Annotated in this window: 19 protein-coding genes; all 19 read left to right on the forward strand. The window is 36.2% G+C overall.

Going from position 1 to position 23,832, the window contains the following annotated elements; genetic code table 11:
• The first annotated feature begins 137 nt into the window (after positions 1-137).
• The 19 genes from L323_RS41255 to L323_RS24785 all read left to right on the forward strand — a co-directional run bounded on the left by L323_RS41255 (position 138) and on the right by L323_RS24785 (position 23,787).
• Entirely contained in the window at positions 138-287 is a 150-nt protein-coding gene (locus L323_RS41255; RefSeq protein WP_020814324.1) for a hypothetical protein, read from the forward strand.
• 134 nt (positions 288-421) lie between these two features.
• Positions 422-772: a 50S ribosomal protein L19 gene (gene rplS / locus L323_RS24705; protein ID WP_020814325.1), complete on the forward strand. Its 351-nt coding sequence runs from the start codon at positions 422-424 to the stop codon at positions 770-772.
• Between the two features lie 177 nt (positions 773-949).
• Positions 950-1,654 carry a signal peptidase I gene (lepB, locus tag L323_RS24710; protein WP_020814326.1) on the forward strand — a complete coding sequence of 235 codons (705 nt, stop codon included), beginning with the start codon at positions 950-952 and terminating at the stop codon, positions 1,652-1,654.
• Positions 1,655-1,681: 27 nt separating this feature from the next.
• The gene (gene ylqF / locus L323_RS24715; RefSeq protein ID WP_020814327.1) at positions 1,682-2,560 is read left to right on the forward strand and encodes a ribosome biogenesis GTPase YlqF; all 879 of its coding nucleotides are present in this window, start codon (positions 1,682-1,684) and stop codon (positions 2,558-2,560) included.
• A gap of 130 nt (positions 2,561-2,690) precedes the next feature.
• Positions 2,691-3,458, forward strand: a complete 768-nt coding sequence (locus tag L323_RS24720; RefSeq protein WP_020814328.1) for a ribonuclease HII — start codon at positions 2,691-2,693, stop codon at positions 3,456-3,458.
• A 56-nt stretch (positions 3,459-3,514) separates the two neighbouring features.
• Entirely contained in the window at positions 3,515-5,290 is a 1,776-nt protein-coding gene (locus L323_RS24725; protein WP_020814329.1) for a hypothetical protein, read from the forward strand.
• A gap of 40 nt (positions 5,291-5,330) precedes the next feature.
• Positions 5,331-5,627: an EscU/YscU/HrcU family type III secretion system export apparatus switch protein gene (locus L323_RS24730; protein WP_020814330.1), complete on the forward strand. Its 297-nt coding sequence runs from the start codon at positions 5,331-5,333 to the stop codon at positions 5,625-5,627.
• Positions 5,620-6,000: a YraN family protein gene (locus tag L323_RS24735; protein WP_020814331.1), complete on the forward strand. Its 381-nt coding sequence runs from the start codon at positions 5,620-5,622 to the stop codon at positions 5,998-6,000. Before L323_RS24730 ends, L323_RS24735 begins: the two co-directional genes overlap by 8 nt.
• A 40-nt stretch (positions 6,001-6,040) precedes the next feature.
• The gene (locus tag L323_RS24740; RefSeq protein WP_020814332.1) at positions 6,041-6,979 is read left to right on the forward strand and encodes a dipeptidase; all 939 of its coding nucleotides are present in this window, start codon (positions 6,041-6,043) and stop codon (positions 6,977-6,979) included.
• Between the two features lie 585 nt (positions 6,980-7,564).
• The gene (locus L323_RS24745; protein WP_020814333.1) at positions 7,565-8,842 is read left to right on the forward strand and encodes an aminotransferase class I/II-fold pyridoxal phosphate-dependent enzyme; all 1,278 of its coding nucleotides are present in this window, start codon (positions 7,565-7,567) and stop codon (positions 8,840-8,842) included.
• A 252-nt stretch (positions 8,843-9,094) separates the two neighbouring features.
• Positions 9,095-10,522 carry an adenylosuccinate lyase gene (gene purB / locus L323_RS24750; protein ID WP_020814334.1) on the forward strand — a complete coding sequence of 476 codons (1,428 nt, stop codon included), beginning with the start codon at positions 9,095-9,097 and terminating at the stop codon, positions 10,520-10,522.
• A 97-nt stretch (positions 10,523-10,619) separates the two neighbouring features.
• The gene (locus tag L323_RS24755) at positions 10,620-11,360 is read left to right on the forward strand and encodes a GntR family transcriptional regulator (protein ID WP_020814335.1); all 741 of its coding nucleotides are present in this window, start codon (positions 10,620-10,622) and stop codon (positions 11,358-11,360) included.
• 186 nt (positions 11,361-11,546) lie between these two features.
• Positions 11,547-12,506 carry a serine hydrolase gene (locus L323_RS24760; protein WP_242835237.1) on the forward strand — a complete coding sequence of 320 codons (960 nt, stop codon included), beginning with the start codon at positions 11,547-11,549 and terminating at the stop codon, positions 12,504-12,506.
• A 128-nt stretch (positions 12,507-12,634) separates the two neighbouring features.
• On the forward strand, positions 12,635-13,276 hold the full coding sequence (locus tag L323_RS24765) for a DedA family protein (RefSeq protein ID WP_020814336.1): 642 nt from the start codon (positions 12,635-12,637) through the stop codon (positions 13,274-13,276).
• A 102-nt stretch (positions 13,277-13,378) separates the two neighbouring features.
• Complete coding sequence (locus L323_RS40745) at positions 13,379-13,540, forward strand: DUF1540 domain-containing protein (protein ID WP_020814337.1); 162 nt, start codon at positions 13,379-13,381, stop codon at positions 13,538-13,540.
• A gap of 89 nt (positions 13,541-13,629) precedes the next feature.
• Positions 13,630-14,985 (forward strand): amino acid permease, encoded by a 1,356-nt coding sequence (locus L323_RS24770; RefSeq protein WP_020814338.1) that lies wholly within the window; start codon positions 13,630-13,632, stop codon positions 14,983-14,985.
• Between the two features lie 1,008 nt (positions 14,986-15,993).
• On the forward strand, positions 15,994-19,992 hold the full coding sequence (locus L323_RS24775; RefSeq protein ID WP_020814339.1) for a cohesin domain-containing protein: 3,999 nt from the start codon (positions 15,994-15,996) through the stop codon (positions 19,990-19,992).
• A 114-nt stretch (positions 19,993-20,106) separates the two neighbouring features.
• A complete protein-coding gene (gene celCCF, locus L323_RS24780; protein ID WP_020814340.1) occupies positions 20,107-22,269 on the forward strand; it encodes a cellulase F in 2,163 nt (720 codons plus the stop codon).
• A 135-nt stretch (positions 22,270-22,404) separates the two neighbouring features.
• A complete protein-coding gene (locus L323_RS24785) occupies positions 22,405-23,787 on the forward strand; it encodes a glycosyl hydrolase family 8 (protein WP_020814341.1) in 1,383 nt (460 codons plus the stop codon).
• The last annotated feature ends 45 nt before the right edge of the window (positions 23,788-23,832 follow it).

The raw sequence follows: 23,832 nt of genomic DNA on the forward strand, positions 1-23,832 counted from the left end.
ATTTAAGTAGCGTGTTTTTTTATTACATTTTTGTATTGTAAAATGCTTTTATACCCGCAGGTGGTCGTTGTCTGCGGGTTTTTTGCCTGCTTTTTAGAGTTGCGAAAAAGTTAAAATTTTTAAATGGAGTGATGACAATGTCAAAAAAGAAAACTACTTTTGATTATATGAAAGAGATACGTGGAAGCTGGGTTATAAACCCCAGAACCAGAGTTCAGGAAAACAATATGAGAAATAAAAAGAAGAGAAGGCAGGAAGAAAAGAAAATTATAAAGGATGGGTATTAAATGAATATTCTGTTTTAGAATTTTTACTTTACAGTATATATTTCCTTATGTTATAATATCACTCGTGTGTAATACGGATGGTCCTCTGCACTTATGATGCACGAACATCTATGAGAGGGAGGAGGAAACAAATAATGGATATATTGAAGTCAATCGAAAATGAACAAATAAGAACTGACCTTCCTAAATTGGAAATTGGTGATTTTATCAAGGTTCATGCTAAGATTAAGGAAGGAAACAGGGAAAGAATACAGGTATTCGAAGGTACTGTTATAGCTTTAAAAGGTTCCGGATTAAAGGAAACTTTTACAGTTAGAAGAGTATCCTACGGTGTAGGTGTTGAAAGAGTATTCCCTGTTAACTCACCAAGAATCGACCATATTGATGTGGTTAGAAAAGGTGTTGTTAGAAGAGCTAAGCTGTACTATCTCCGTGATAGAGTTGGTAAGGCTGCTAAAGTTAAGGAAAGACTTGACAGAAATTAAGATTAAGAGACAAAAACCTAGGGGCGACTGTTCCTAGGTTTTTAGTTATATAAAAGTTTTATGTTATAATATTTATCTAAATCGCATTTGAAAAAAGTGTTATACTTATATATAATAGTAACGTTCTAAATGGAAATTTGGAAATCTTGATTATATAAATTTTAAGGTGGTGTTTCAATGGAAAACCAGAATATGGACGATAAGGATCAATTGAACTTGGAAAAAAACATTTTGGAAAATAACGCAGAAGGTTCTGATAATACTGAAGGTGTTAAAGAAGAAGCAGGTACAGTCAAAAAAAAGAACTCTGTAGGCAGAGAGATTTTTGAGTGGTTTTTGGTGATTGTAGCTGCATTAGTTATATCCATGGTAATAAAGGCTTTCGTATTTTCAACCTATAAGGTTAATATGGTATCGATGGAAAATACACTTTTTGAAGGCCATAATGTAATAGTCTATAAGACAGGTTACTTTTTCAGTCAGCCAAAGCATGGGCAGATAATAGTTTTTACACATGAAGAAGGCCAGTTCAAAGGCTTGCTTAAATATTTGCCTGTAGCAAACCCCGGGGAAGTTGATTATATAAAGAGAGTAATCGGAGTACCGGGAGATGAAATTGACATTAGGGATGGTTACGTTTGGAGAAAAGCATCGGGAGATAAGGATTTTGTCAAGTTAGATGAACCTTACGCAAAGGGGCTTACAGACTCACATGGAATGCAGCTTCCCTATAAAGTGCCTGAGGATAAGTTATTTGTAATGGGTGATAATAGGGAACAGAGTCTTGATTCAAGACAAATAGGTCCGGTTGATATTGATTCTGTCATAGGACACGCTGTAGTAAGGATATGGCCTTTTTCGAAATTTGGCGGATTAAAATAACATAACTTCATATACAAAGGAGAAATTATGAACATTCAATGGTTCCCGGGGCATATGGCAAAAACAAGAAGGTTAATAGCCGAGAATTTAAAGCTTGTTGATGTTATTATTGAGCTTCTTGATGCAAGAATACCATTTAGCAGCAGAAATCCTGAAATTAATTCATTAATAAATAATAAGCCCAGACTGGTTGCTTTCAATAAATCCGATCTTGCAGATGATAGAATATCAAGGCAGTGGATAAAGTGGTATGCTGATCAGGGAATTGATTGTATTCTGATTAATTCTATTAATGGCAGAGGACTTAATGAAATTAAAGCCAGAGCTAGGGAATTAATGTCTGAAAAAATAGAGCGTAACAGGGCAAAGGGAAAGCTATTTACCCCTGTGCGAACCATGGTTGTGGGTATTCCCAATGTGGGTAAGTCATCCTTTATAAACAAGATTGTTGGTAGGGCAACAGCGGTTACCGGTGATAGGCCCGGTGTGACCAGAGGTAAACAGTGGATACGAATAAACTCAGAAATGGAGCTTCTTGATACACCCGGTATACTCTGGCCCAAATTTGAGGATCAGGAAGTGGGTATGAACCTTGCTTTTACCGGAGCCATTAAGGATGATATTATGGACACCGGTGAAGTTGCCATGGAGCTTCTCTACAGGTTATCTAAAACATACAATAGCGAGCTTTGTACTCGATTCAAGCTTGATCCTGAAGCTATAAAAGACATAGAGCCTCTTGAATTATTGGAGACGGTTGGACGAAAAAGAGGGTGTATTGTTTCAAAAGGTCAAATAGATTATTCGAGAATTTCAGCAATAGTTCTGGATGAATTCAGGGGTGGGAAGATAGGACGGATAACCCTTGAGAAGCCAGGTGACAGGGCTGAAACAAAGACAGAATAAAAATAAAAAGGTTGCCCTTCGGGGCAGCCTTTTTATGGTAAGAACCATTTCGTTATAACACTAGCCATTACAAATAATATATAATAAAGTAAATGCATTTATTATATTGGATATATTGGAGAATAAAAAAATGGGAAATTTAACACTTAAGCAAATTCAGGAAGAGGCTCAAAAGCTTTCAGTTCAAGAAGCAATTGAGTACTTGTCGTCTTTACATAACACGGGTTTTAAAGTAGATAAGCTGTTGGAAAAGTATTATAAACTAAAAGAAAAGCACGAAAAGGAAATGGAACGACTTCATAAAATGCTCTTCTTTGAAAGACAAGCTATAAGTAAAGGCTTTAATTATATTGCAGGTGTTGACGAAGCAGGACGCGGACCACTGGCTGGCCCTGTAGTTGCGGCTGCTGTTGTTTTACCTAAGGGGCTGACAATAGAAGGTGTAAATGATTCAAAAAAACTTTCAGAGGTTCAAAGAGAAAAATTGTTCGATGAAATAAAAGAAAAAGCTCTTTCTTATGGGATTTCGGTCATTGATGAAAAATACATAGACGAGGTTAATATTTTAAATGCTACCAAAATGGCAATGGCCGATGCATTAAACCAGCTTGATCCCATTGCCGACTGTATTCTTTTGGATGCTGTAAGGCTGGACAATACAAGCACAAAGCAAGTTCCTATTATTAAGGGAGATAGCCTGAGTCTGTCCATTGCAGCAGCTTCAATTCTTGCAAAGGTTACAAGAGACAGGCTTTTAACAGAATACGATGAAAAATATCCCCAATACGGGTTTGCTGCACACAAGGGCTATGGAACTCCCCAACATATTTCTGCTATTAAAAAATTCGGTCTTTGTCCGATACATAGATTAAGCTTTGTAAAAAATTTCGTGGAATAATACATATTCTTCAGGGATTTGCATAGCAATTTATTGTATGGCTGGAGGATAAGAGATTGAGAATAGATGGGTTAGCAGTAGGTCAAATAAATATTTCGAATAACAATACGGATATTCTGAATAAGCTTAAACAGGGTGACGTAATCAGGGCACAGATACTTGAAAACAGCGGAGAAGAACTGACCATAAAGCTTTCAGACGGTTCTGAGGTACATGCAAATGCCTTGACAACCATAAATGCGAAAGAAGGAGACTTTGTTAACTTTGTTTTCAAGGGAACAGAGGGTGGTAAGCTTGTTCTTGAATCTTTAGGCACTAACATGGCGCAACCTGTTAATGAGGCTCTTGTAAATGCTAAAAGTGCATTAGCTTTAATTAATCTGCCCATGTCAGACAAAAATATAGAAATGGCAATGGCCTTACTTAAACAAAATGTACCTGTAACCAATGAATCCTTACTAAAAATGGAACAATTGACAATCGCAGACAAAGGGTTAAAAGCTGATGCAGCTGCTTTTCTTATAGCTTCAAAATTATCTGATAATATAAATAATATAGAAAAGCTGCAAAATTTGCTTTCCGGTCGTTTAAAAATAACAGATAACATAAGTGGCCTTATAAAGCTTGTGGAGGGTGCAGGGGAAACTGAAACTCCTAAAACGCCACAAGAAATCGTTAACAGACTTGCAAGTATCGTAAAGGAAAATAATGAAAATGTACCTGTAAAAGCAGCCGTTATGGATAATCTCCTTGAAAGGCTTACTTCCACTATTAAAATGAAGTTTGGAAATGCTGAGGGCATAGTTGAGGGAAGCAGTGCAAGTAATAGTTCTGCTGGAAAATCAGGAGCAGCACTCTTGACCGGGAACAGCCAGACTACAGTTGTACAAAGTTCTGCTGCATCTGCAAATCAGGTAAATACGGAAAATATTCAAAACAGTCCGGCTAAAACTGAAATTAATCAGTTATTACGTGCAGAGAATGGTTTTGACATAGATAACAGTACAACTCCGGCACCGCTTTCAAAGGCAGACCTGCCTGTACTCAGGGAACTAAGAAACCAACTTCAAACAATTGCAGAAGAACAAAAACTTACTCAAGAACAATTCACGGCTATAAAATATATTGCCAAGGAAATTAGCAATACTATTGACAAAATAGGATTGAGACAGAAGGAATTGGATAACTTCAACCTTGATGCAGGTAAGCAGCATATTATAAAGGATGCGGTTAATACTCTTAAGAACCTTATTGTCAGAATAGACCGTCAGAACAACGAGGAAATTAATCCTGTAAAGCTTTACAATGAGTTGGAAAGCTCATTAACAGTAGTAAAAAATGCCATACAGCATTTGCCTTCTCTAGTTAGGGAAACCGCTGTAAACATAGTCAATAATTTGGAAAGCAATGTTAATTTTATAAACCAACTGAATAATTACAGTTCATACGTTCAGCTTCCTCTGAGTATATTCAACAAAAACACTACCGGTGAACTTTATATGCTTAAAAAAGGTTCCAAGGCAAAAAAGCTGGACCCGTCAAATTTAACGGTACTTCTTTCATTGGAAACTAACAATATCGGAAGGATAGATACCTTACTAAGCATAAAAGAAAAGGATGTCAGCACAAATTTCAGGCTAGAAGACAGCGGAGTTTTCAATATATTAAAGGACAGCCACAAGATGCTGTACAATTCACTGCTTGAAAAAGGCTATAGGTTGGTGGATTTTACTTACAAGCTTTTAGAAGACCCAATCAGTATTGTAAATTTTGAAGAAGAAGCAAAAAAAGAGTTTATTAAAACGCCAAATAACATAGATATTTTAGTGTAGATACAGCAACAACAAAAAATACGAATGGTGGAGATGCCGGTTGAAGGAAGATAACGTAAAAAAACAAATAAAACATGCAGCAGCCCTGCAGTATTCACCTGATACTGACGCGGCTCCTAAAATAGTTGCGGCGGGCAAGGGTCAAATAGCAGAGAGAATTATTCAGAAGGCACAGGAAAGTAATGTTCCGTTATATCAGGACAGTAATCTTGCCCAAACCCTCTCGTCTTTAAGCATAGGGGATGAAATACCTCCGGAAATATATGAGGTGGTAGCAGAGATTCTTATATTTATAGGCTGTGTAGATGAAAGCTATGGAGATTTGAATGATGACTGATACAAATAAAAGGGAAATTGGAGCAGCCGGTGAGAAGGAAGCCGCGGAATTTCTTCAAAGAAACGGATACACTATTCTGAAAACAAATTACAGGGTAGGACGTTTGGGTGAAATAGATATAATTGCCCATGAAAATGAATACATTTGTTTTATAGAGGTAAAAACCAGAAGAACAAGTACCTTTGGAACACCCGGGGAAGCGGTGACACGGGTAAAACAGCAGAAGATTCGCCAAATAGCATCTATCTACCTGACAAACACAAGAAAAATGGATACTAAGGTGAGATTTGATGTTATTGAAATATTAATGGATAAATCGATGGGAAGTGCAAAAAGCGTAAAAAGTATAAACCTTATTAAAGATGCCTTTTAAATATGTGAGAAATTTATATTATTAAAATGGAGATGACAGCATGACTTTTGTTGACGCACATTGTGATACCATTACAACTATAATGAAAACAGGCGGAGCCTTGAAAAGTAATACTGGTCATATTGATCTAGACAGATTAAAAAAGTATGATAGTTTTGTTCAGTTCTTTGCAGCATTTATTGCTCCTGAACAGGCAAAAATGGGGGCTTTAAGGCGGACACTTGATATTATAGACAAACTTTACAGAGAAATTGAAATTAATAATAATGATATAATGTTATGTCGTAATTACAACGATATAGTAAATGCAATAAGTAGTCGTAAAGTCGCTGCCGTTCTGACCATTGAGGGCGGGGAAGCACTTGAAGGAAGTTTATCTGTATTGCGTATGCTCTACCAACTGGGTGTAAGGGCAATAACTCTTACTTGGAACTTCAGAAACCAGATTGCTGATGGTGTAGCTGACGAAGTTACCAATGGAGGGCTAACACCATTCGGAAGGCAAGTAGTTGCTGAGATGAACAGACTGGGAATGATGGTAGATGTATCCCACCTGTCAGAGGCGGGTTTTTGGGATGTAATAAATCTTTCGTCGGCACCGATAATAGCTTCCCATTCCAATGCTAAAAAGATTTGCGGTCACAGTAGAAACTTAACCGACGAACAGCTTCTTGCATTGAAAAAAAACGGAGGGGTAACAGGTATAAATTTATACCCATTTTTTATTATCAATGATGGGAAAGCTGAAATAAAACATGTCATATCTCATATTGAACATATTGTAGGACTTACAGGTGAGGATACTTTGGGACTTGGAGCTGATTTTGACGGAATAGATGAAACGCCTGCCGGGCTCGAAGGAGTACAATGCTTTCCGGATTTAATCAATGAACTGCTGAAATTGAATTATAGTGAATCACTTATAAATAAGATTGCAGGAGAAAATTTCTTAAGAGTGATAAAAACAGTAGTTATGTAGTTAATAATTTACAAGCCGCTAATCTCAACTGACAGGAAGGGGAGTATTAGCGGCTTATATAATGCCTTTCGAAGGCATTCAGATTTGATGTGGAAGCCTGAGGCTTCTTTATTTTTCAGAAATAAGATGGAAGGTTTCTTTAAATAATTCTGTTTCCAGCTGATTTAGCCTGAAAATAAGGCACAGGTTACGCTGGCACCTATGTAAGATAACCAAACATGAACTTATGTCTTTATTTTGGTTTACATAATATTATATTCTGTAAATTATTATACAAAGTACATAGAGTAATGTCAATTAACAAGAAAGATGTAATATTTGTCTTTGTTACTGTATTTCCCCTTGAATTATAGAGATGCTATAATAGCCTTTAATTGCTATATTTCAACACAAAAAGTCATTTAGAAAATTAACTGCAGTTTGTTTTTTGAATTCCTGCATAATTACTAAAAAAAGTCTTTTAAAGAATATTAGAGGTTATAATTTTTGAATTGGTAAGAACATAAAACTTGCAAATATTAATAATATGTATTAAAATTGATATATGTTTGTTACAGGTCAAAATGGCAATCGGAGGAGATAATTATGAAGAGCTATAAAGATTTATCCAAAGAAGAATTAAAAAATGAAATTGAAATATTAGAAAAAAGATATAATGAATTTAAAGCACAGAATCTTAAACTCGATATGACCAGAGGTAAGCCCTGTGCTGAACAGCTTGATATAAGTATGGATATACTTGATATACCTGCCAAAGAACTCAGAAAGGCTGCGGATGGTACAGATTGCTTCAATTATGGGGTTCTCGACGGTATTCCGGAAGCAAAAGCACTTTTTGCTGAAATGCTGGAAGTAAGTACAGATGAAATTATGGTTGGAGGCAATTCCAGTCTGAACTTAATGTATGATGCTATTGCAAGAGCTATGTCACTTGGTATTATGGGAAGTACTCCATGGTCAAAGCTGGACAATGTAAAATTCCTTTGTCCGAGTCCTGGATATGACAGACATTTTGCTATATGTGAATTATTTGGAATAGAAATGATTACCGTAGATATGAAACAGGACGGACCGGATATGGACGCTGTTGAAAAACTTGTTTCTGAAGACGAAAGTATAAAGGGTATATGGTGTGTTCCCAAATATAGCAATCCAGATGGAATCACTTATACTGACGAGGTTGTTAACAGGTTTGCTAACCTGAAGCCAAAGGCAAAGGATTTCAGAATATTCTGGGATAACGCATATTGCGTACATCATCTTTCTGAAAATCCTGATAAATTAAAGAACATACTTAAAGAATGCAAGGATGCGGGAAATGAGAATATGGTTTATATTTTCAGTTCAACATCAAAGATAAGCTTCCCGGGTGCAGGGGTTGCGGTAATGGCAACAAGTACTGAAAATTTAAAAGGAATCAAAAAGAGTCTTACTATACAAACAATCGGGCACGATAAGATAAATCAATTAAGACATGCAAAGTACTTTAAAAATCTTGAGGGTATTAATACTCACATGAAAAAGCATGCCGACATATTGAAACCAAAATTCAATACAGTTCTTGAAATTCTGGATGAAGAACTTGGAGGCAAGGACATTGCATCATGGAATAAGCCAAACGGCGGATACTTTGTCAGCCTCAATACTATGGACAATTGTGCAAAAGAGGTTGCTAAGCTCGCAGGTGAGGCAGGTGTGGCATTAACAAAAGCGGGTGCTACATTCCCATATGGAAATGACCCAAGGGACAGAAACTTGAGAATAGCTCCAACAATGCCTCCAGTTGAGGAATTGAAGAAGGCAATAGAAGTTCTGGCAATCTGTGTTCAGCTGGTTAGTGCTACAAAACTGCTAAATCAATAATTATTTTATAAATAGCTTGAACAGGTGCATTTTTCAAGCTATAATATTCCATGAGTTAGAATTGTAATGTAAATTACAATCTCATATTCATAAATGTCTAAAGCGGGATAGAATCCCGCACTTTTTTTTGCAACTTTGAAATCCGAACATTTTTAAATTTATTGATGCAAATATTCGGTATATGTTGTATAATATTTGAGTGACATGAGATATGATTAAATTAAATATTTTGTTAGTTGGGGGATTAGTTGAATGAAAAACGTTTATGAAAGTCCTTTTAATGCAAGATATGCAAGCAGTGAAATGCAGCAGATTTTTTCACCGGATATGAAATTTACTACTTGGAGAAAACTGTGGATTGCACTGGCAGAAGCTGAAAAGGAACTGGGATTGAATATAACCGATGCTCAAATTGAGCAAATGAAGAAAAATCAGGATAACATTAATTATGAAGTTGCCGAAAAGTATGAAAAAGAGTTCAGACATGATGTTATGTCTCATGTTCATGCTTTTGGTGAGCTTTGTCCCGACGCAAAGCCTATAATTCATCTTGGAGCAACATCCTGTTATGTAGGAGATAATACTGATATTATAGTAATGTATGAAGCATTGAAACTTGTAAAAAGTAAAATGCTCATTCTTATTAAGAAACTTTCTGACTTTGCAATGGAGTATAAGGATCTGCCGACTTTAGGTTTCACTCACTATCAACCTGCACAGCTGGTTACAGTAGGTAAAAGAGCTACCTTGTGGATTCAGGAACTTCTGATGGACATGGAAGATTTGGAGCATGTAATTGAAAACATGAAACTCCTTGGCTCAAAAGGTACAACCGGTACACAGGCAAGCTTTTTGAATCTGTTTGACGGTGATCACGAAAAGGTTAAGAAACTTGAAAAATTAATTGCTGAAAAGATGGGCTTTAAAAATGTATTTGCCGTTTCCGGCCAGACTTACCCAAGAAAGCTTGACAGCAGAGTTCTTGGTGTATTAAGTGCAATTGCCCAAAGTGCTTACAAATTCAGTAATGATATGAGACTGTTACAGAGCATGAAGGAAATCGAGGAACCTTTTGAGGAAAAACAGATAGGTTCGTCAGCAATGGCATACAAGCGTAATCCTATGAGATGCGAGAGAATTTCTTCCCTTGCAAGATATGTTATAGTTGATGCTTTAAATCCGGCTATTACAGCGTCTACACAGTGGTTTGAAAGAACACTGGATGACTCAGCAAACAAGAGAATTTCTGTACCAGAAGCTTTTCTTGCAATAGATGCAATACTTAACATATATATTAATGTAGCAAGCGGACTGGTAGTATACCCTAAAGTAATTACAAAACACGTTATGGATGAGCTTCCTTTTATGGCTACAGAAAATATAATGATGGAAGCCGTTAAGCGTGGGGGAGACAGACAAGAACTTCATGAATTGATAAGAACTCATTCAATGGAAGCCGGCAAGCGTGTAAAAGTTGACGGTGAGAAAAACGATCTTATTGAAAGAATTGCCGGAGATGCACGTTTTGGAATGACACTTAATGAATTGAATTCAGTCCTTGAACCAAAGAACTATATAGGAAGAAGTCCTGAGCAGGTTGTTGAATTCATAGCAAATGAAGTTAAGCCGATACTGGATACAGAATATCTAGCTGATATTCAGGTTGATTTGAAAGTTTAGAATATTTATGTTGAAGTTTAATATTATGTTGTTATAATTATAAAGATAGGATGTCTATACATCATCCTATCTTTTATCATATTCTGGGAGTGATTCAATGATAAATAAGTTTAGCAGCATACCGCTATATTTGCAATTAAAAGATTTAATAATTAAAAAAATAGAAAACAATGAATTTCCTGCAAATTCCCAAATACCTTCCGAACAGGATTTATGCCAGATGTATGACATAAGCAGGCCTACTGTGAGACAGGCTGTCAGTGAGCTGACAAACAGCGGTTATCTTTATAAGGAAAAGGGAAGGGGAACATTTGTATATGGAAGAAAAAACGTAATTGATATTAAGGATTACAGCGGGTTTACAGATTCAATACTTGACTGCCAGACTCCTGCCGAGAAGAATATTATTGATTTGCAAGAAATAGAAAGTTCATCGATAGGTCAGCTTAATGAAATATTTAACTACAATTCAAGTATGGCAATTGCAGAAATAACGTATTTGTCATTTATAAATAATCAGAGAAATGAAGTCTATTCTCTCAATAAGTCGTATATATCCCTAAGTCTTTTCCCTGATATTATTTCCCAATTAAAAGATGGAAAATCTTCTATAGATATTTTAAGAGGGAAATACCCTTTAATTCCTGATAAGAGCAGGAGTATACTGGAAATAGTGTTTGCAGACCAAAATGACTCGCCACTTCTGAGAGTTCAGCCGGGTCAGCCACTTATTAAGCTTCAGAATACACTACTTTCAAAAAGCGGTCAGCCTGTTGAGTATATAATATCAAAATACAGGGCTGATAACTGCAGATTATTGTTTGAAAATAGTAAATAACAGATATATTTTACAGATTACATTAATTCTACTATAATGATAGAAGCAAATGTAATCTTATACGGAGGATAAAAATGGGTTCTTACTACTTTAAAAATAGAAAAAAGTAATAAAAAAAGACGTGCACTTATTACTACAATAGGTGTGTTAGGAATAATCGCTATAGCTATGGCAGGTTACCTGTTCATGAACAAGGGGGAAACAGCGGCTACCTCTCCCACGGATTCATCAAAGTCTGCTGCTGCACAAACCAGTATATCCACAACTACACCAACACCATCTGATTCCACGGCACCGGCAACATCAACTTCCGACAATACTCTAAACGGAGTCAATACAAAGGATCACGGCTTTCTTCCTAATATAGGATCTGTTAAAAAAAGCGGTAAGATGGATGGATTAAAAAAATTAATAACTGACTACACCGCAGGGCTTTCCGGAAAGTACGGAGTTACCTTTATTGATCTGGCTACCGGAGAGATGGTCAATGTTAACGATACTGACAGATATATAGCAGCAAGTACTTCGAAGCTTCCTATTAATGTTCTTTTGTATAAAAATGTTGAGGCCGGAAAAGTTAATTTGGACGATATGCTTACTTATCAAAAGGAAGACGTTGAACCCGGTACGGGAATAATACAGAAATCTGCTTTCGGAACCCAGTATACCGTTCGTGAAACATCAAAGCTGGCAATAACAAAAAGTGATAATTGCGGTGTCAATATGTTAATCAGACTTCTGGATATTCAAAATGTCCGGCAATATCTGGTTGACCTTGGTGGAAAGGTCTATTACGATAATCACCATCGTTCATGTCCATACGATATGGCATTAGTAGCACAGGATTTGTACAAACACTATATTAAAAATGAAGCTGTTTATGGAGAACTTATAAATAATCTTGAAAATACAGATTGGCATGACAGGATTGATGCCCAGCTTACAGGTGTAAAAGTTGCCCATAAAATCGGTAATCAGGTAAAAACCGCCAATGATGTAGGTATAGTATTTGCCTCCCATCCATATGTACTTTCGATTATGGCGGATAATGTGGATTTTGGAACGGCCTGCAAGAATGAAGCTACATTATCAAAAAAGATTTACAATTATGTAGAGAGTTACGCAGAGAAAGACTTACAAAAATAATATAAAAAATACAAATTGCAAAAAGCTCATTCACAAGTCATGTGCAATGAGCTTTTTGTCTTTTTCAGACAAACTATGAGTTATTGGGTATAATAGATATATGTTTACCAAGGAGGCTCCTAAAAGTAATGCAAAATTTTATTTTTAATTTGATACATCATGTAATAAATAATAATGTTATAGTTACATATTTATTTTTCTTTTTAACCGGAATACTTCAGTTGATTTTTCCGCCCTTTCCTTCAGATGTTATCATTGTATTTGAAGGTTATCTGACAACATTAGGAGGGCAATTCCATTTTGCACCGGTATTAATTAATTCAATATTGGGGAGCCTTGTTGGTTCAGTTCTTGTTTATTGGTTCGGGTATAAAAAGGGTAATGAAGTTTTAAGGTATAAGATAGTATTAAAGTATATTGATGAAAAACATATTAAACGTTCTGAAAAGGTATTTCATAAATATGGTAAATATGGATTAATACTAAGTAAATTCATTCCGGGGACAAGCACTATAATGGTTTTATTTTCAGGAGTTTTTCGCGTTAAAAAGAGAGTATATTTTTCATATATATTTATTTCAATATTAATACAGCAGGTTATATATATGGTTATAGGACGTCTTATAGGTAATAATATTTCCATGGTAAACAGGTTTTTATCATATTTTAACATTTTATCCGTAATTGTTTTAGCATCCTTGATTATAGTAGGATTTATCCTCTACAAAGTTAAAAAGTCCAAAAAAAGTGTAAGTACAGATAACGAATAATTTGAATAATGTTAAAAATTCCTTAGTTTAATTATTTATAATGTGAAAATAATATCTTTTAGTACAGCATTACAGAAAAATAATACTGGGAGGTGATTGTGAATGGATGCACCTTGTATGAAAGTTAAGTGTGGCGTCACAAACTGTGCCTACAATGAAGGTCAAATGTGCTATGCCAATGCACTTGAAGTAAACTCAATGGATGGAGCCAAAGCCAGTATAAGTGATGAGACATGCTGCACAACATTTAAAGAGAAAACTTGATATAGTATAACCTAGAATAGGATAATCGGTTTAGTGCTGATTATCCTATTCTTTAGAAGGAATAAATATATTAAACAAGGAGAATTTAATTGAGCAGTAAATCTATAAAAAAAGGATTTAACAGAAACCATCTCATTATAATGGCACTCGGAAATATAATCGGCTCAGGCATATTTCTCGGTAGCGGGACAGTAATTTCAATTGCTGGCCCGGGGGCAATTCTGGCCTACATTTTTGGCGGTATTATTATGGTAATGGAAGTAATGTTTATAACTGAAATGACAATTATTAATCCTGCACCGGGTTCTTTCAGGGTACATGCATCAGAAATATTCGGGCCCTGGATAGGTTTTGTAAACGGTTGGATGTTTTGGTTCAGCGGTGTTCTTGGAATGGCCAGTGAAGTTGCTGCTGCTGCAATTTTTACAGGTTTGTGGTTTCCCGGTATTCCACTATGGGTGTTCTGTGTTATTTATGCATTAGTAATGACCGGAATAAATCTAAAGGATGCCAGAGGATTGAGTATAATTGAGAGTTTTCTTGCTTCGATTAAAGTTTTGTCTCTTGTTGTTTTTATTGTATTCGGTATTACTACTATAGTTGGTATAACGTCCTTTGGGGGCATTAAGCCACTTCCTGTTTTTCAATCTGTCAACAGTTTTATGCCAAATGGATTTAGAGGCATTTTTGCATCGATGATTATGGTGATGTTTTCTTTTACGGGTACTGGTATAATAGGGCTTGCCATTGCTGAATCAGAAAATCCTGAAAAGGATGCACCTCCTGCTATTTATACAATAACCATTACAGTAATAATTCTATATACATTTTCAATATTTTTTATTATATGTTTAATGCCCTGGAAGGCATTCTCAACTTCAGAAAGTCCTTTTGTTGAAATTTTAAACAGGGCAGGTGTGCCTTTTGGCAGTGATATATTAAACTTCGTTGTATTGACAGCGGCACTTTCCGGACTTAACTCATCGATGTACAGTGCTTCAAGGATGCTGAACTCACTAAGTCTGGGTAAACAGGCCCCCAAGACATTTTTAATCAAAAATAAAAACGGTGTTCCTGTTTATGCACTGGGACTCAGCAGTATTGTTCTGCTTATGACTGCTGTTATTTCATATATAGTACCATCCAAGGTATTTGAAATACTGGCGGCAGCCAGCGGGTTTACTGCACTTGTTAACTGGCTTACAATTTCAATTACACACTTTTTCTATAGAAGGAAGACACTAAAAGAGAAGCCTGACAGACTTAAATATAAAGTTCCCGGATGGCCTTTAATAAATTTTATAGCAGTAACATTTATAGTAGTTGTATTTGCCACATCACCTTTATATCCTGGACAGATATCAGGGCTGATAGGAAGTATAACTTTGTTTGCATTTTTAGTAATTATTTATATTATACTGAAAACAAAAAAGCTAATAAATTAATTATGTTGATATCATGTAAAGAAGTAATTACATGTAAAGTTTATTAAAAACGACAAAAAAATCATAAATTATAGTTTATCCATTCAACTTGTAACTGCGGACAAGTTATAAAAGTAAATTCTTATGTTGCATATTGTTATTATTTATGGTAATTTTATATCTAGAATATTACAAAAGAGGTAAATAATTAACATAAAGCAGTAAATATTTACCTTATGATATGTAGAAAAATAGCACAAAAAACAAAAAAATAGAAGGACCAATTTTATAAAAAATAACCAAAAATCCTGTTGAAAAAATGTTAAAAAAATACTTGTCATTTAATTACATAAATGGTAATATGGATTTGAGGCATTTATGGCTATACGAAAAATATGAAAAAAGCGTTTAAAGGGGTAATGTATTATTAATTATTAAAACAAAAAATGATAAAATTTGATAATGGTAAGCACCTAAGGTAAACGGCTTAAACATATTCATTTCAAATATCTGTAAGATTCGCTTTTATAAGTATTAATTCTCTTAGTTATATTCTTTCTAACTATCATTATATCTTATTTTCAATTACGTCTACGAATCATTTGGTTATATTTAGCTGTAAGCATTATGACAGAATAGTACCTTCTTTTCAGAAAAAGTTATCGTTATTTAAAAATCTAATAAAAAGTGATTATAAAAAGTATCAAAATAATCGTAATAGATAACTACGGTAATACGGTAATGTTTTGAGAATTTTTATAAACATTTTAAGCATTTCTGAATTAATTTAAATTATGAAAAACCACTTAGCCAATAAAGATTAAGGAGGTGAAAATATTTATTCAGTTATATCAGTGTGCCTAAAAATGAAACATTTTTAAGTAAGGCGGTTTAAAAGCATCTTTTTTAAATAAAGTACCTTTTATTAATTACTGCCTTAAACTGATAAGCAGCTGAATATTGGTGATAAAACCTATAGTCAGAAGGCCAAATGGTTTTCATGTAAAATAAAAAATAGGAGGTTTACAAATGCGTAAAAAGTCTTTAGCATTTTTGTTAGCACTAACAATGTTGGTGACATTATTAGGAGCTCAGCTTACAGCTTTTGCGGCAGGTACTGGTGTCGTATCAGTTCAATTTAATAATGGCAATTCAGCGGCATCATCAAATTCCATATACGCTAGATTTAAAGTTACAAACACAACTGGTTCACCAATCAACTTGGCAGATTTGAAACTTAGATATTATTACACTCAGGATGAAAATAAGCCTGTAACATTCTGGTGTGACCATGCAGGTTATATGAACGGTAGCAGTTACATAGATGCTACTTCAAAAGTAACTGGTGCATTTAAAGAAGTAAGCCCTGCGGTTACAAACGCAGATCACTATCTTGAAGTTTCATTAAGTAGTGATGCAGGAAGTCTTCCAGCTGGAGGATCCATAGAGATTCAAACCAGATTTGCAAGAAACGACTGGACTAATTTTGATCAATCAAATGACTGGTCATATACTCCAGCTGGTTCATACATGGATTGGCAGAAAATTGGTGCATACGTAGGCGGAACTCTAGCTTATGGTTCAGAATTAGGAGGTAGTACACAGGATCCTACAATCAATCCTACTTCTATTACTGCAAAAGCAGGACAATTTGCAGACACTAAAATAGCTCTTACACCAAACGGTAATACTTTCAATGGAATTACTGAGTTGCAGAGCAGCCAATATACAAAAGGAACAAATGAAGTAACAATATTGGCAAGCTATTTGAATTCACTTCCAGCAAATAGTACAAAAACTCTTACATTTGATTTCGGTGTAGGTTCAAAAAATCCTAAATTAACTATTACTGTTTTACCAAACGGTGATTCTCTTAAAGTTACAGTAGGAACAGCTAATGGTGCCCCTGGTGATACTGTAACAGTTCCTGTTACTTTTGCTGATGTAGCAAAAATGAACAATGTAGGAACATGTAATTTCTATCTTGGATATGATGCAACTCTGTTGGATGTAGTATCAGTAGATGCAGGTCCAATAGTTAAGAATGCAGCAGTTAACTTCTCAAGCAGTGCAAGCAATGGAACAATCAGCTTCCTGTTCTTGGATAACACAATTACCAACGAATTGATTACTTCAGATGGTGTGTTTGCAAATATCACATTTAAGATCAAGAGTACTGCTACAGCAGGTACTACACCAATAACCTTCAAAGACGGAGGAGCTTTCGGTGATGGTACAATGGCAAAGATAGCAGCGGTTACTAAGACTAATGGTAGTGTTGTTATCGGTCCTGGTCCCCAAAATGCTCTTAAAGTAACTGTAGGAACAGCTGAAGGTAATGTTGGAGATACAGTAACAGTTCCAGTTACATTTGCTGATGTAGCAAAAGTAAACAACGTAGGAACATGTAATTTCTATCTTGCATATGATGCAAGCCTGTTGGATGTAGTATCAGTAGCTGCAGGTCCAATAGTTAAGAACGCAGCAGTTAACTTCTCAAGCAGTGCAAGCAATGGAACAATCAGCTTCCTGTTCTTGGATAACACAATTACAGACGAATTGATAACTGCAGATGGTGTATTTGCAAATATCACATTCAAATTAAAGAGCGTATCAGCTAAAACTACAACACCAGTAACATTTAAAGATGGTGGTGCTTTTGGTGACGGTACTATGGCAAAGATAGCTTCAGTAATTAAGACAAACGGTAGTGTAACCATAAATCCTGGTACTCAACCTACAAATGAGCTTAAAGTAACAGTAGGAACAGCTGAAGGTAATGTTGGAGATACAGTAACAGTTCCAGTTACATTTGCTGATGTAGCAAAAGTAAACAATGTAGGAACATGTAATTTCTATCTTGCATACGATGCAAGCCTTTTGGATGTAGTATCAGTAGCTGCAGGTCCAATAGTTAAGAATGCAGCAGTTAACTTCTCAAGCAGTGCAAGCAATGGATCAATCAGCTTCCTGTTCTTGGATAACACAATTACAGACGAATTGATAACTGCAGATGGTGTATTTGCAAATATCACATTCAAATTAAAGAGCGTTACAACTAAAACTACAACACCAGTAACATTTAAAGATGGTGGAGCTTTTGGTGACGGTACTATGGCAAAGATAGCTACAGTTACTAAGACAAACGGTAGTGTAACTATAAATCCTGGTACTCAACCTACAAAGGAACTTAAAGTAGCAGTGGGAACAGCTTCTGGTATCGCAGGCGATACAGTAACAGTACCTGTTACATTTGCTGACGTAGCAAGTGCAGGTAATGTAGGAACATGTAATTTCTATCTTGCATACGATGCAAGTCTGTTAGATGTAGTATCAGTAGCTGCAGGTCCGATAGTTAAGAATGCAGCAGTTAACTTCTCAAGCAGTGCAAGCAATGGAACAATTAGCTTCCTGTTCTTGGATAACACAATTACAGATGAATTGATAACTGCAGATGGTGTATTTGCAAATATCACATTCAAATTGAAGAGCGTAACAGCTAAAACAACAACACCAGTAACATTTAAAGATGGTGGAGCTTTTGGTGACGGAACTATGGCAAAGATAGCTACAGTTACTAAGACTAACGGTAGTGTTACTATTGATATTGGTAATCCAAGCCCAGCTATTACACCTACAACTGCAACTTTTGACAAGTATGTTCCAGCAAATGTAAGTGTTACTCTTACACCAAACGGAAGTACATTCAAAGGTATTACCGGTTTGACATCAGGTACTGATTACACAGTATCAAATAATGTTGTAACAATCTCAAAGAGCTATTTGAGCACTCTAGCAGTTGGTTCAAAGACACTCACATTTGATTTTGGTGTTACAAACAATCCTACTTTAGCATTAACGATTGTTGATACAACTCCTCCACCTACAAAGGAACTTAAGGTAGCAATAGGAACAGCTGCAGGTAAAGCTGGAGACACTGTAACAGTGCCTGTAACTTTTGCAAATGTAGCAACTGTAGGCAATGTAGGAACTTGTAACTTCTATGTTACATATGATGCAAGTCTGTTGGAAGCAACATCAGTTACACCTGGTTCAATAGTAACAAATGCTGCTGTTAACTTCTCAAGCAGTATCAGTAATGGAACAATCAGCTTCTTGTTCTTGGACAATACAATTACTGACCAATTAATCAAGACTGATGGAACATTTGCTACAATTACATTTAAATTAAAGAGCACTACATCAAAGGTTACTACTCCTGTAGCATTCAAAGATGGCGGAGCTTTTGGTGACGGTAATATGGCAAAGATAGCTACAGTTACTAAGACAAACGGTAGTGTAACTATTGATGTTGGAGATGTTACTCCAGTAAACCCAACTATCACTCCTACAACTGCATCTTTTGATAAGTATGTTCCTGCAAATGTAAGTGTAACTCTTACACCAAACGGAAATACTTTCAAAGGTATCACCGGTTTGACATCAGGTACTGACTACACAGTATCAAATAATGTTGTAACAATCTTACCGAGCTATTTGAGCACTCTAGCAGTTGGTTCAAAGACACTCACATTTGATTTCGGTGTTACAAATAATCCAGTTCTGACTTTATCAATCACTGACTCTACACCTGTTGTTACAGGACTTGGAGTAAAGATTGCTTCAGTAGCAGGAAAAACTGGTGATACTATAACAGTACCTATAACCCTGAGTAATGTTGTTAAATCAGGTAATGTAGGAACATGTAATTTCTATGTTACATACGATCCAACCTTGTTGCAGGCAGTATCAGCAACAGCTGGTGATATAGTAATAAATGCACCTGTTAACTTCTCAAGCAGCATCAACGCTACTACAGGTACAATCAGTGTTCTTTTCCTAGATAACACTATAACTGATCAGCCTATCACTACTGATGGCGTAATTGCAAACCTTACTTTCAAAGTATTAGGTACTTCAAGCGCAACAACTCCTATTGCTTTTAAAGCAGGTGGAGCATTTGGTAATGGTAACATGGCAAAAATCTCTGATATCACATTCACAAGCGGAAACGCAAAACTTAATTAATTATTGAATTTAAATTTTCCATACTTTATGGCTGAAAGGCCATAAAGTATGGAGCTTTAAAAAACTTATGGCAGTTTTACTGTCATAAAATTCAAATAATAAGGAAGGTGTAAAATGAGTAAGAATTTTAAAAGAGTAGGAGCAGTTGCAGTTGCTGCTGCAATGTCATTATCAATAATGACAACAACAAGCATAAATGCAGCAGCAAGTCCAGTAAACAAGGTGTACCAGGATCGTTTTGAATCCATGTACAGCAAGATCAAAGATACTTCAAACGGATATTTCAGTGAACAGGGAATTCCGTACCACTCAGTAGAAACACTAATGGTTGAAGCTCCTGACTATGGACATGTTACTACAAGTGAAGCTATGTCCTATTATATGTGGTTGGAAGCAATGCACGGAAGATTTACAGGAGATTTTACAGGCTTTGATAAATCTTGGACAACTGCTGAAAAGTATTTGATTCCGTCAGAACAGGATCAGCCTAATGCAAGTATGAGCAAGTATGATCCTAACAAGCCTGCTACATATGCTCCGGAATTCCAAGACCCAAGCAAATATCCAGCTAAGTTGGATTCTAGCCAACCTGTTGGTAAAGATCCAATTAACTCACAATTGACTTCAGCATACGGAACAAGCATGCTGTATGGAATGCACTGGATACTTGACGTTGATAACTGGTACGGATTTGGACAAAGAGGAGATGGAACATCAAAGCCATCATATATCAATACCTTCCAAAGAGGTGAGCAGGAGTCCACTTGGGAAACTATACCTCAACCATGCTGGGATGCAATGAAATTTGGAGGAAAGAACGGATTCCTCGATCTCTTTACCGGGGACAGTTCATATTCAAAACAATTTAAGTACACTAATGCTCCAGATGCTGATGCTCGTGCAATTCAAGCAACTTACTGGGCTGACCAGTGGGCAAAAGAACAGGGTAAGAGCGTAAGTACAGACGTAAGTAAGGCATCAAAGATGGGTGATTATCTCAGATATTCATTCTTCGATAAATATTTCAGAAAGATCGGACAATCTTCTCAGGCTGGTACAGGATATGATGCAGCTAGTTATCTGCTTTCATGGTACTATGCATGGGGTGGTGGAGTTGAAGCCAACTGGTCTTGGATAATCGGTAGCAGTCATAACCATTTCGGTTACCAGAATCCATTTGCAGCTTGGGTACTTTCAACAGATGCAAGCTTCAAGCCTAAATCATCAAATGGTGCAACTGACTGGGCAACGAGTTTGGACAGACAGCTTGAATTCTATCAGTGGTTGCAGTCATCAGAAGGTGCTATTGCCGGTGGTGCTACAAACTCATGGAATGGACGTTATGAATCACTTCCTACAGGTACTTCAACATTCTACGGAATGGGTTATGTAGAAAACCCTGTATATGCTGACCCAGGCAGTAACACTTGGTTTGGTATGCAGGTATGGTCAATGCAGCGTGTAGCTGAATTGTACTATAAGACTGGCGATGCCAGAGCTAAGAAACTCTTAGACAAATGGGCAAAATGGGCTAACAGTGAAATCAAGTTCAATGCTGACGGAACATTCCAGATTCCTAGCACAATTGATTGGGATGGACAGCCAGATACTTGGGACAAGACTCAAGGCTATACTGGAAATCCAAACTTACATGTTAAAGTTGTTAACTATGGTACTGACCTTGGTTGTGCTTCTTCACTTGCAAACACATTGGCTTACTATGCTGCTAAATCAGGAGATACAACTTCTAAAGAAAACGCTAAGAAGCTTCTTGACGCAATGTGGACTAATTACAGCGATTCAAAGGGTATATCAGCTGTTGAACAACGTAATGATTACCACAGATTCCTTGACCAGGAAGTTTATGTACCAGCTGGTTGGACTGGAACAATGCCTAACGGCGATGTAATCAAACCTGGTATCAAGTTTATAGACATTCGTTCCAAGTACAAGCAGGATCCTGAATGGCAGACAATGGTTGCTGCATTGCAGGCAGGACAGGTTCCTACACAGAGATTACACCGTTTCTGGGCTCAGAGTGAATTTGCAGTTGCAAATGGTGTTTATGCAGTACTCTTCCCAGAAGATATTACCGTTACTAAGGGTGATTTAAATGGCGACGGTGCTATAGACGCTATCGACCTTGCTTTATTTAAAAAATATCTGTTAAACAGCAGTACTACAATAGTTACTGCAAATGCAGATATGAATGGTGATACTGCAATTGACGCTATTGACTATGCTCTTTTAAAGAAAGCACTCTTGGCTAATCAATAGTATTTAATTAATGCTATAACGCATATGTAACCTTAAAGTCCGGACGGTATTTGATGTGATTAAATTATTCATTCTTGTACTGTCCGGGCTTATGAGTTACAAAGAAAAATAAGGAAAAAGGATTAAGGTAAGAACATGATCAAAAGTTCAAGCTTAAAAAGAATTAAATCACTAGTAATGGTGGCGATATTCAGTGCTTCAATAATCTCAACTGCTATCGTTTCAAGTGCAGCTGATCAAATTCCTTTCCCATATGACGCAAAATATCCAAATGGAGCTTACAGTTGCCTGGCGGATAGTCAATCAACCGGAGATAATTTAGTTCGCAGTGAATGGGAACAGTGGAAAAGTGCACATATTACATCAAACGGAGCAAAGGGCTACCGCAGGGTTCAGAGAGACGCATCTACAAGCTATGATACGGTTTCTGAAGGCCTTGGATACGGTATGCTGCTTGCAGTTTACTTTGGAGATCAACAATTATTTGACGACTTATATCACTATGTTAAATTATTTTTAAATACGAATGGACTTATGTCCTGGCATATTGACGCCAGCGGAAATATAATGGGAAAAGACAGTATTGGTGCCGCAACAGATGCAGATGAAGACATCGCAGTATCCCTTGTGTTTGCTCACAAAAAGTGGGGAACAAGTGGCGGATTTAATTACCAATCTGAAGCTAAAACTTACATAAGTAATATATACAATAAAATGGTAGAACCGGGCACATATGTAATAAAGGCAGGAGATACGTGGGGAGGGTCTGATGTTACTAATCCATCATATTTTTCTCCTGCTTGGTATAGAATCTTTGCAGATTTTACAGGTAATTCCGGATGGATCAATGTAGCAAATAAATGTTATGAAATAGCGGATAAAGCAAGAAACAGCAATACAGGACTTGTTCCTGATTGGTGTACGGCAAATGGTACCCCGGCTACAGGACAAGGTTTTGATTTCAAGTATGATGCTATCCGTTATCAGTGGAGAGCAGCTATTGATTACAGTTGGTACGGGACTGCAAAAGCTAAAACACATTGTGACACTATCTCAAACTTCTTTAAGAATATTGGGTATGCAAACATAAAAGATGGCTACACAATATCAGGAAGTCAGATAAGTGCAAATCATACCGCTACTTTTGTCAGCTGTGCTGCTGCTGCTGCAATGACAGGTACTGACGCTACATATGCAAAGAACATCTATAATGAGTGTGTTAAAGTAAAAGATTCAGGTAACTACACCTATTTCGGGAATACTTTAAGGATGATGATTCTTCTGTATACTACAGGTAACTTCCCAAATCTATACAGCTTCAGCTCTCAACCACAAACAGGTTTAAAAGGCGATGTCAATAATGATGGTGCTATAGATGCACTTGATATTGCTGCGCTTAAGAGGGCTATTTTAACTCAAACTACTTCTAATATTAATTTAACAAATGCTGATATGAACAGTGACGGAAATATTGATGCCATTGATTTTGCTCAGCTGAAAGTTAAATTGCTTAATTAGAACTTAACTATTTTAAAGGAAATATGTCAAATTTAATTTTAGGGA

The organism is Ruminiclostridium papyrosolvens C7 (assembly GCF_000421965.1).
GTDB classification, from domain to species: domain Bacteria; phylum Bacillota; class Clostridia; order Acetivibrionales; family DSM-1351; genus Ruminiclostridium; species Ruminiclostridium papyrosolvens_A.

What these genes read in the sequence shown, in the direction of transcription:
- L323_RS24735 (WP_020814331.1), top strand. Translation starts at nt 5,620, where the DNA reads ATGACTGATACAAATAAAAGGGAAATTGGAGCAGCCGGTGAGAAGGAA.
- celCCF (WP_020814340.1), top strand. Translation starts at nt 20,107, where the DNA reads ATGAGTAAGAATTTTAAAAGAGTAGGAGCAGTTGCAGTTGCTGCTGCA.
- ylqF (WP_020814327.1), top strand. Translation starts at nt 1,682, where the DNA reads ATGAACATTCAATGGTTCCCGGGGCATATGGCAAAAACAAGAAGGTTA.
- L323_RS40745 (WP_020814337.1), top strand. Translation starts at nt 13,379, where the DNA reads ATGGATGCACCTTGTATGAAAGTTAAGTGTGGCGTCACAAACTGTGCC.
- L323_RS24775 (WP_020814339.1), top strand. Translation starts at nt 15,994, where the DNA reads ATGCGTAAAAAGTCTTTAGCATTTTTGTTAGCACTAACAATGTTGGTG.
- L323_RS24760 (WP_242835237.1), top strand. Translation starts at nt 11,547, where the DNA reads ATGAACAAGGGGGAAACAGCGGCTACCTCTCCCACGGATTCATCAAAG.
- L323_RS24740 (WP_020814332.1), top strand. Translation starts at nt 6,041, where the DNA reads ATGACTTTTGTTGACGCACATTGTGATACCATTACAACTATAATGAAA.
- purB (WP_020814334.1), top strand. Translation starts at nt 9,095, where the DNA reads ATGAAAAACGTTTATGAAAGTCCTTTTAATGCAAGATATGCAAGCAGT.
- L323_RS24745 (WP_020814333.1), top strand. Translation starts at nt 7,565, where the DNA reads ATGAAGAGCTATAAAGATTTATCCAAAGAAGAATTAAAAAATGAAATT.
- L323_RS24785 (WP_020814341.1), top strand. Translation starts at nt 22,405, where the DNA reads ATGATCAAAAGTTCAAGCTTAAAAAGAATTAAATCACTAGTAATGGTG.
- L323_RS24765 (WP_020814336.1), top strand. Translation starts at nt 12,635, where the DNA reads ATGCAAAATTTTATTTTTAATTTGATACATCATGTAATAAATAATAAT.
- L323_RS41255 (WP_020814324.1), top strand. Translation starts at nt 138, where the DNA reads ATGTCAAAAAAGAAAACTACTTTTGATTATATGAAAGAGATACGTGGA.
- L323_RS24720 (WP_020814328.1), top strand. Translation starts at nt 2,691, where the DNA reads ATGGGAAATTTAACACTTAAGCAAATTCAGGAAGAGGCTCAAAAGCTT.
- L323_RS24755 (WP_020814335.1), top strand. Translation starts at nt 10,620, where the DNA reads ATGATAAATAAGTTTAGCAGCATACCGCTATATTTGCAATTAAAAGAT.
- rplS (WP_020814325.1), top strand. Translation starts at nt 422, where the DNA reads ATGGATATATTGAAGTCAATCGAAAATGAACAAATAAGAACTGACCTT.
- lepB (WP_020814326.1), top strand. Translation starts at nt 950, where the DNA reads ATGGAAAACCAGAATATGGACGATAAGGATCAATTGAACTTGGAAAAA.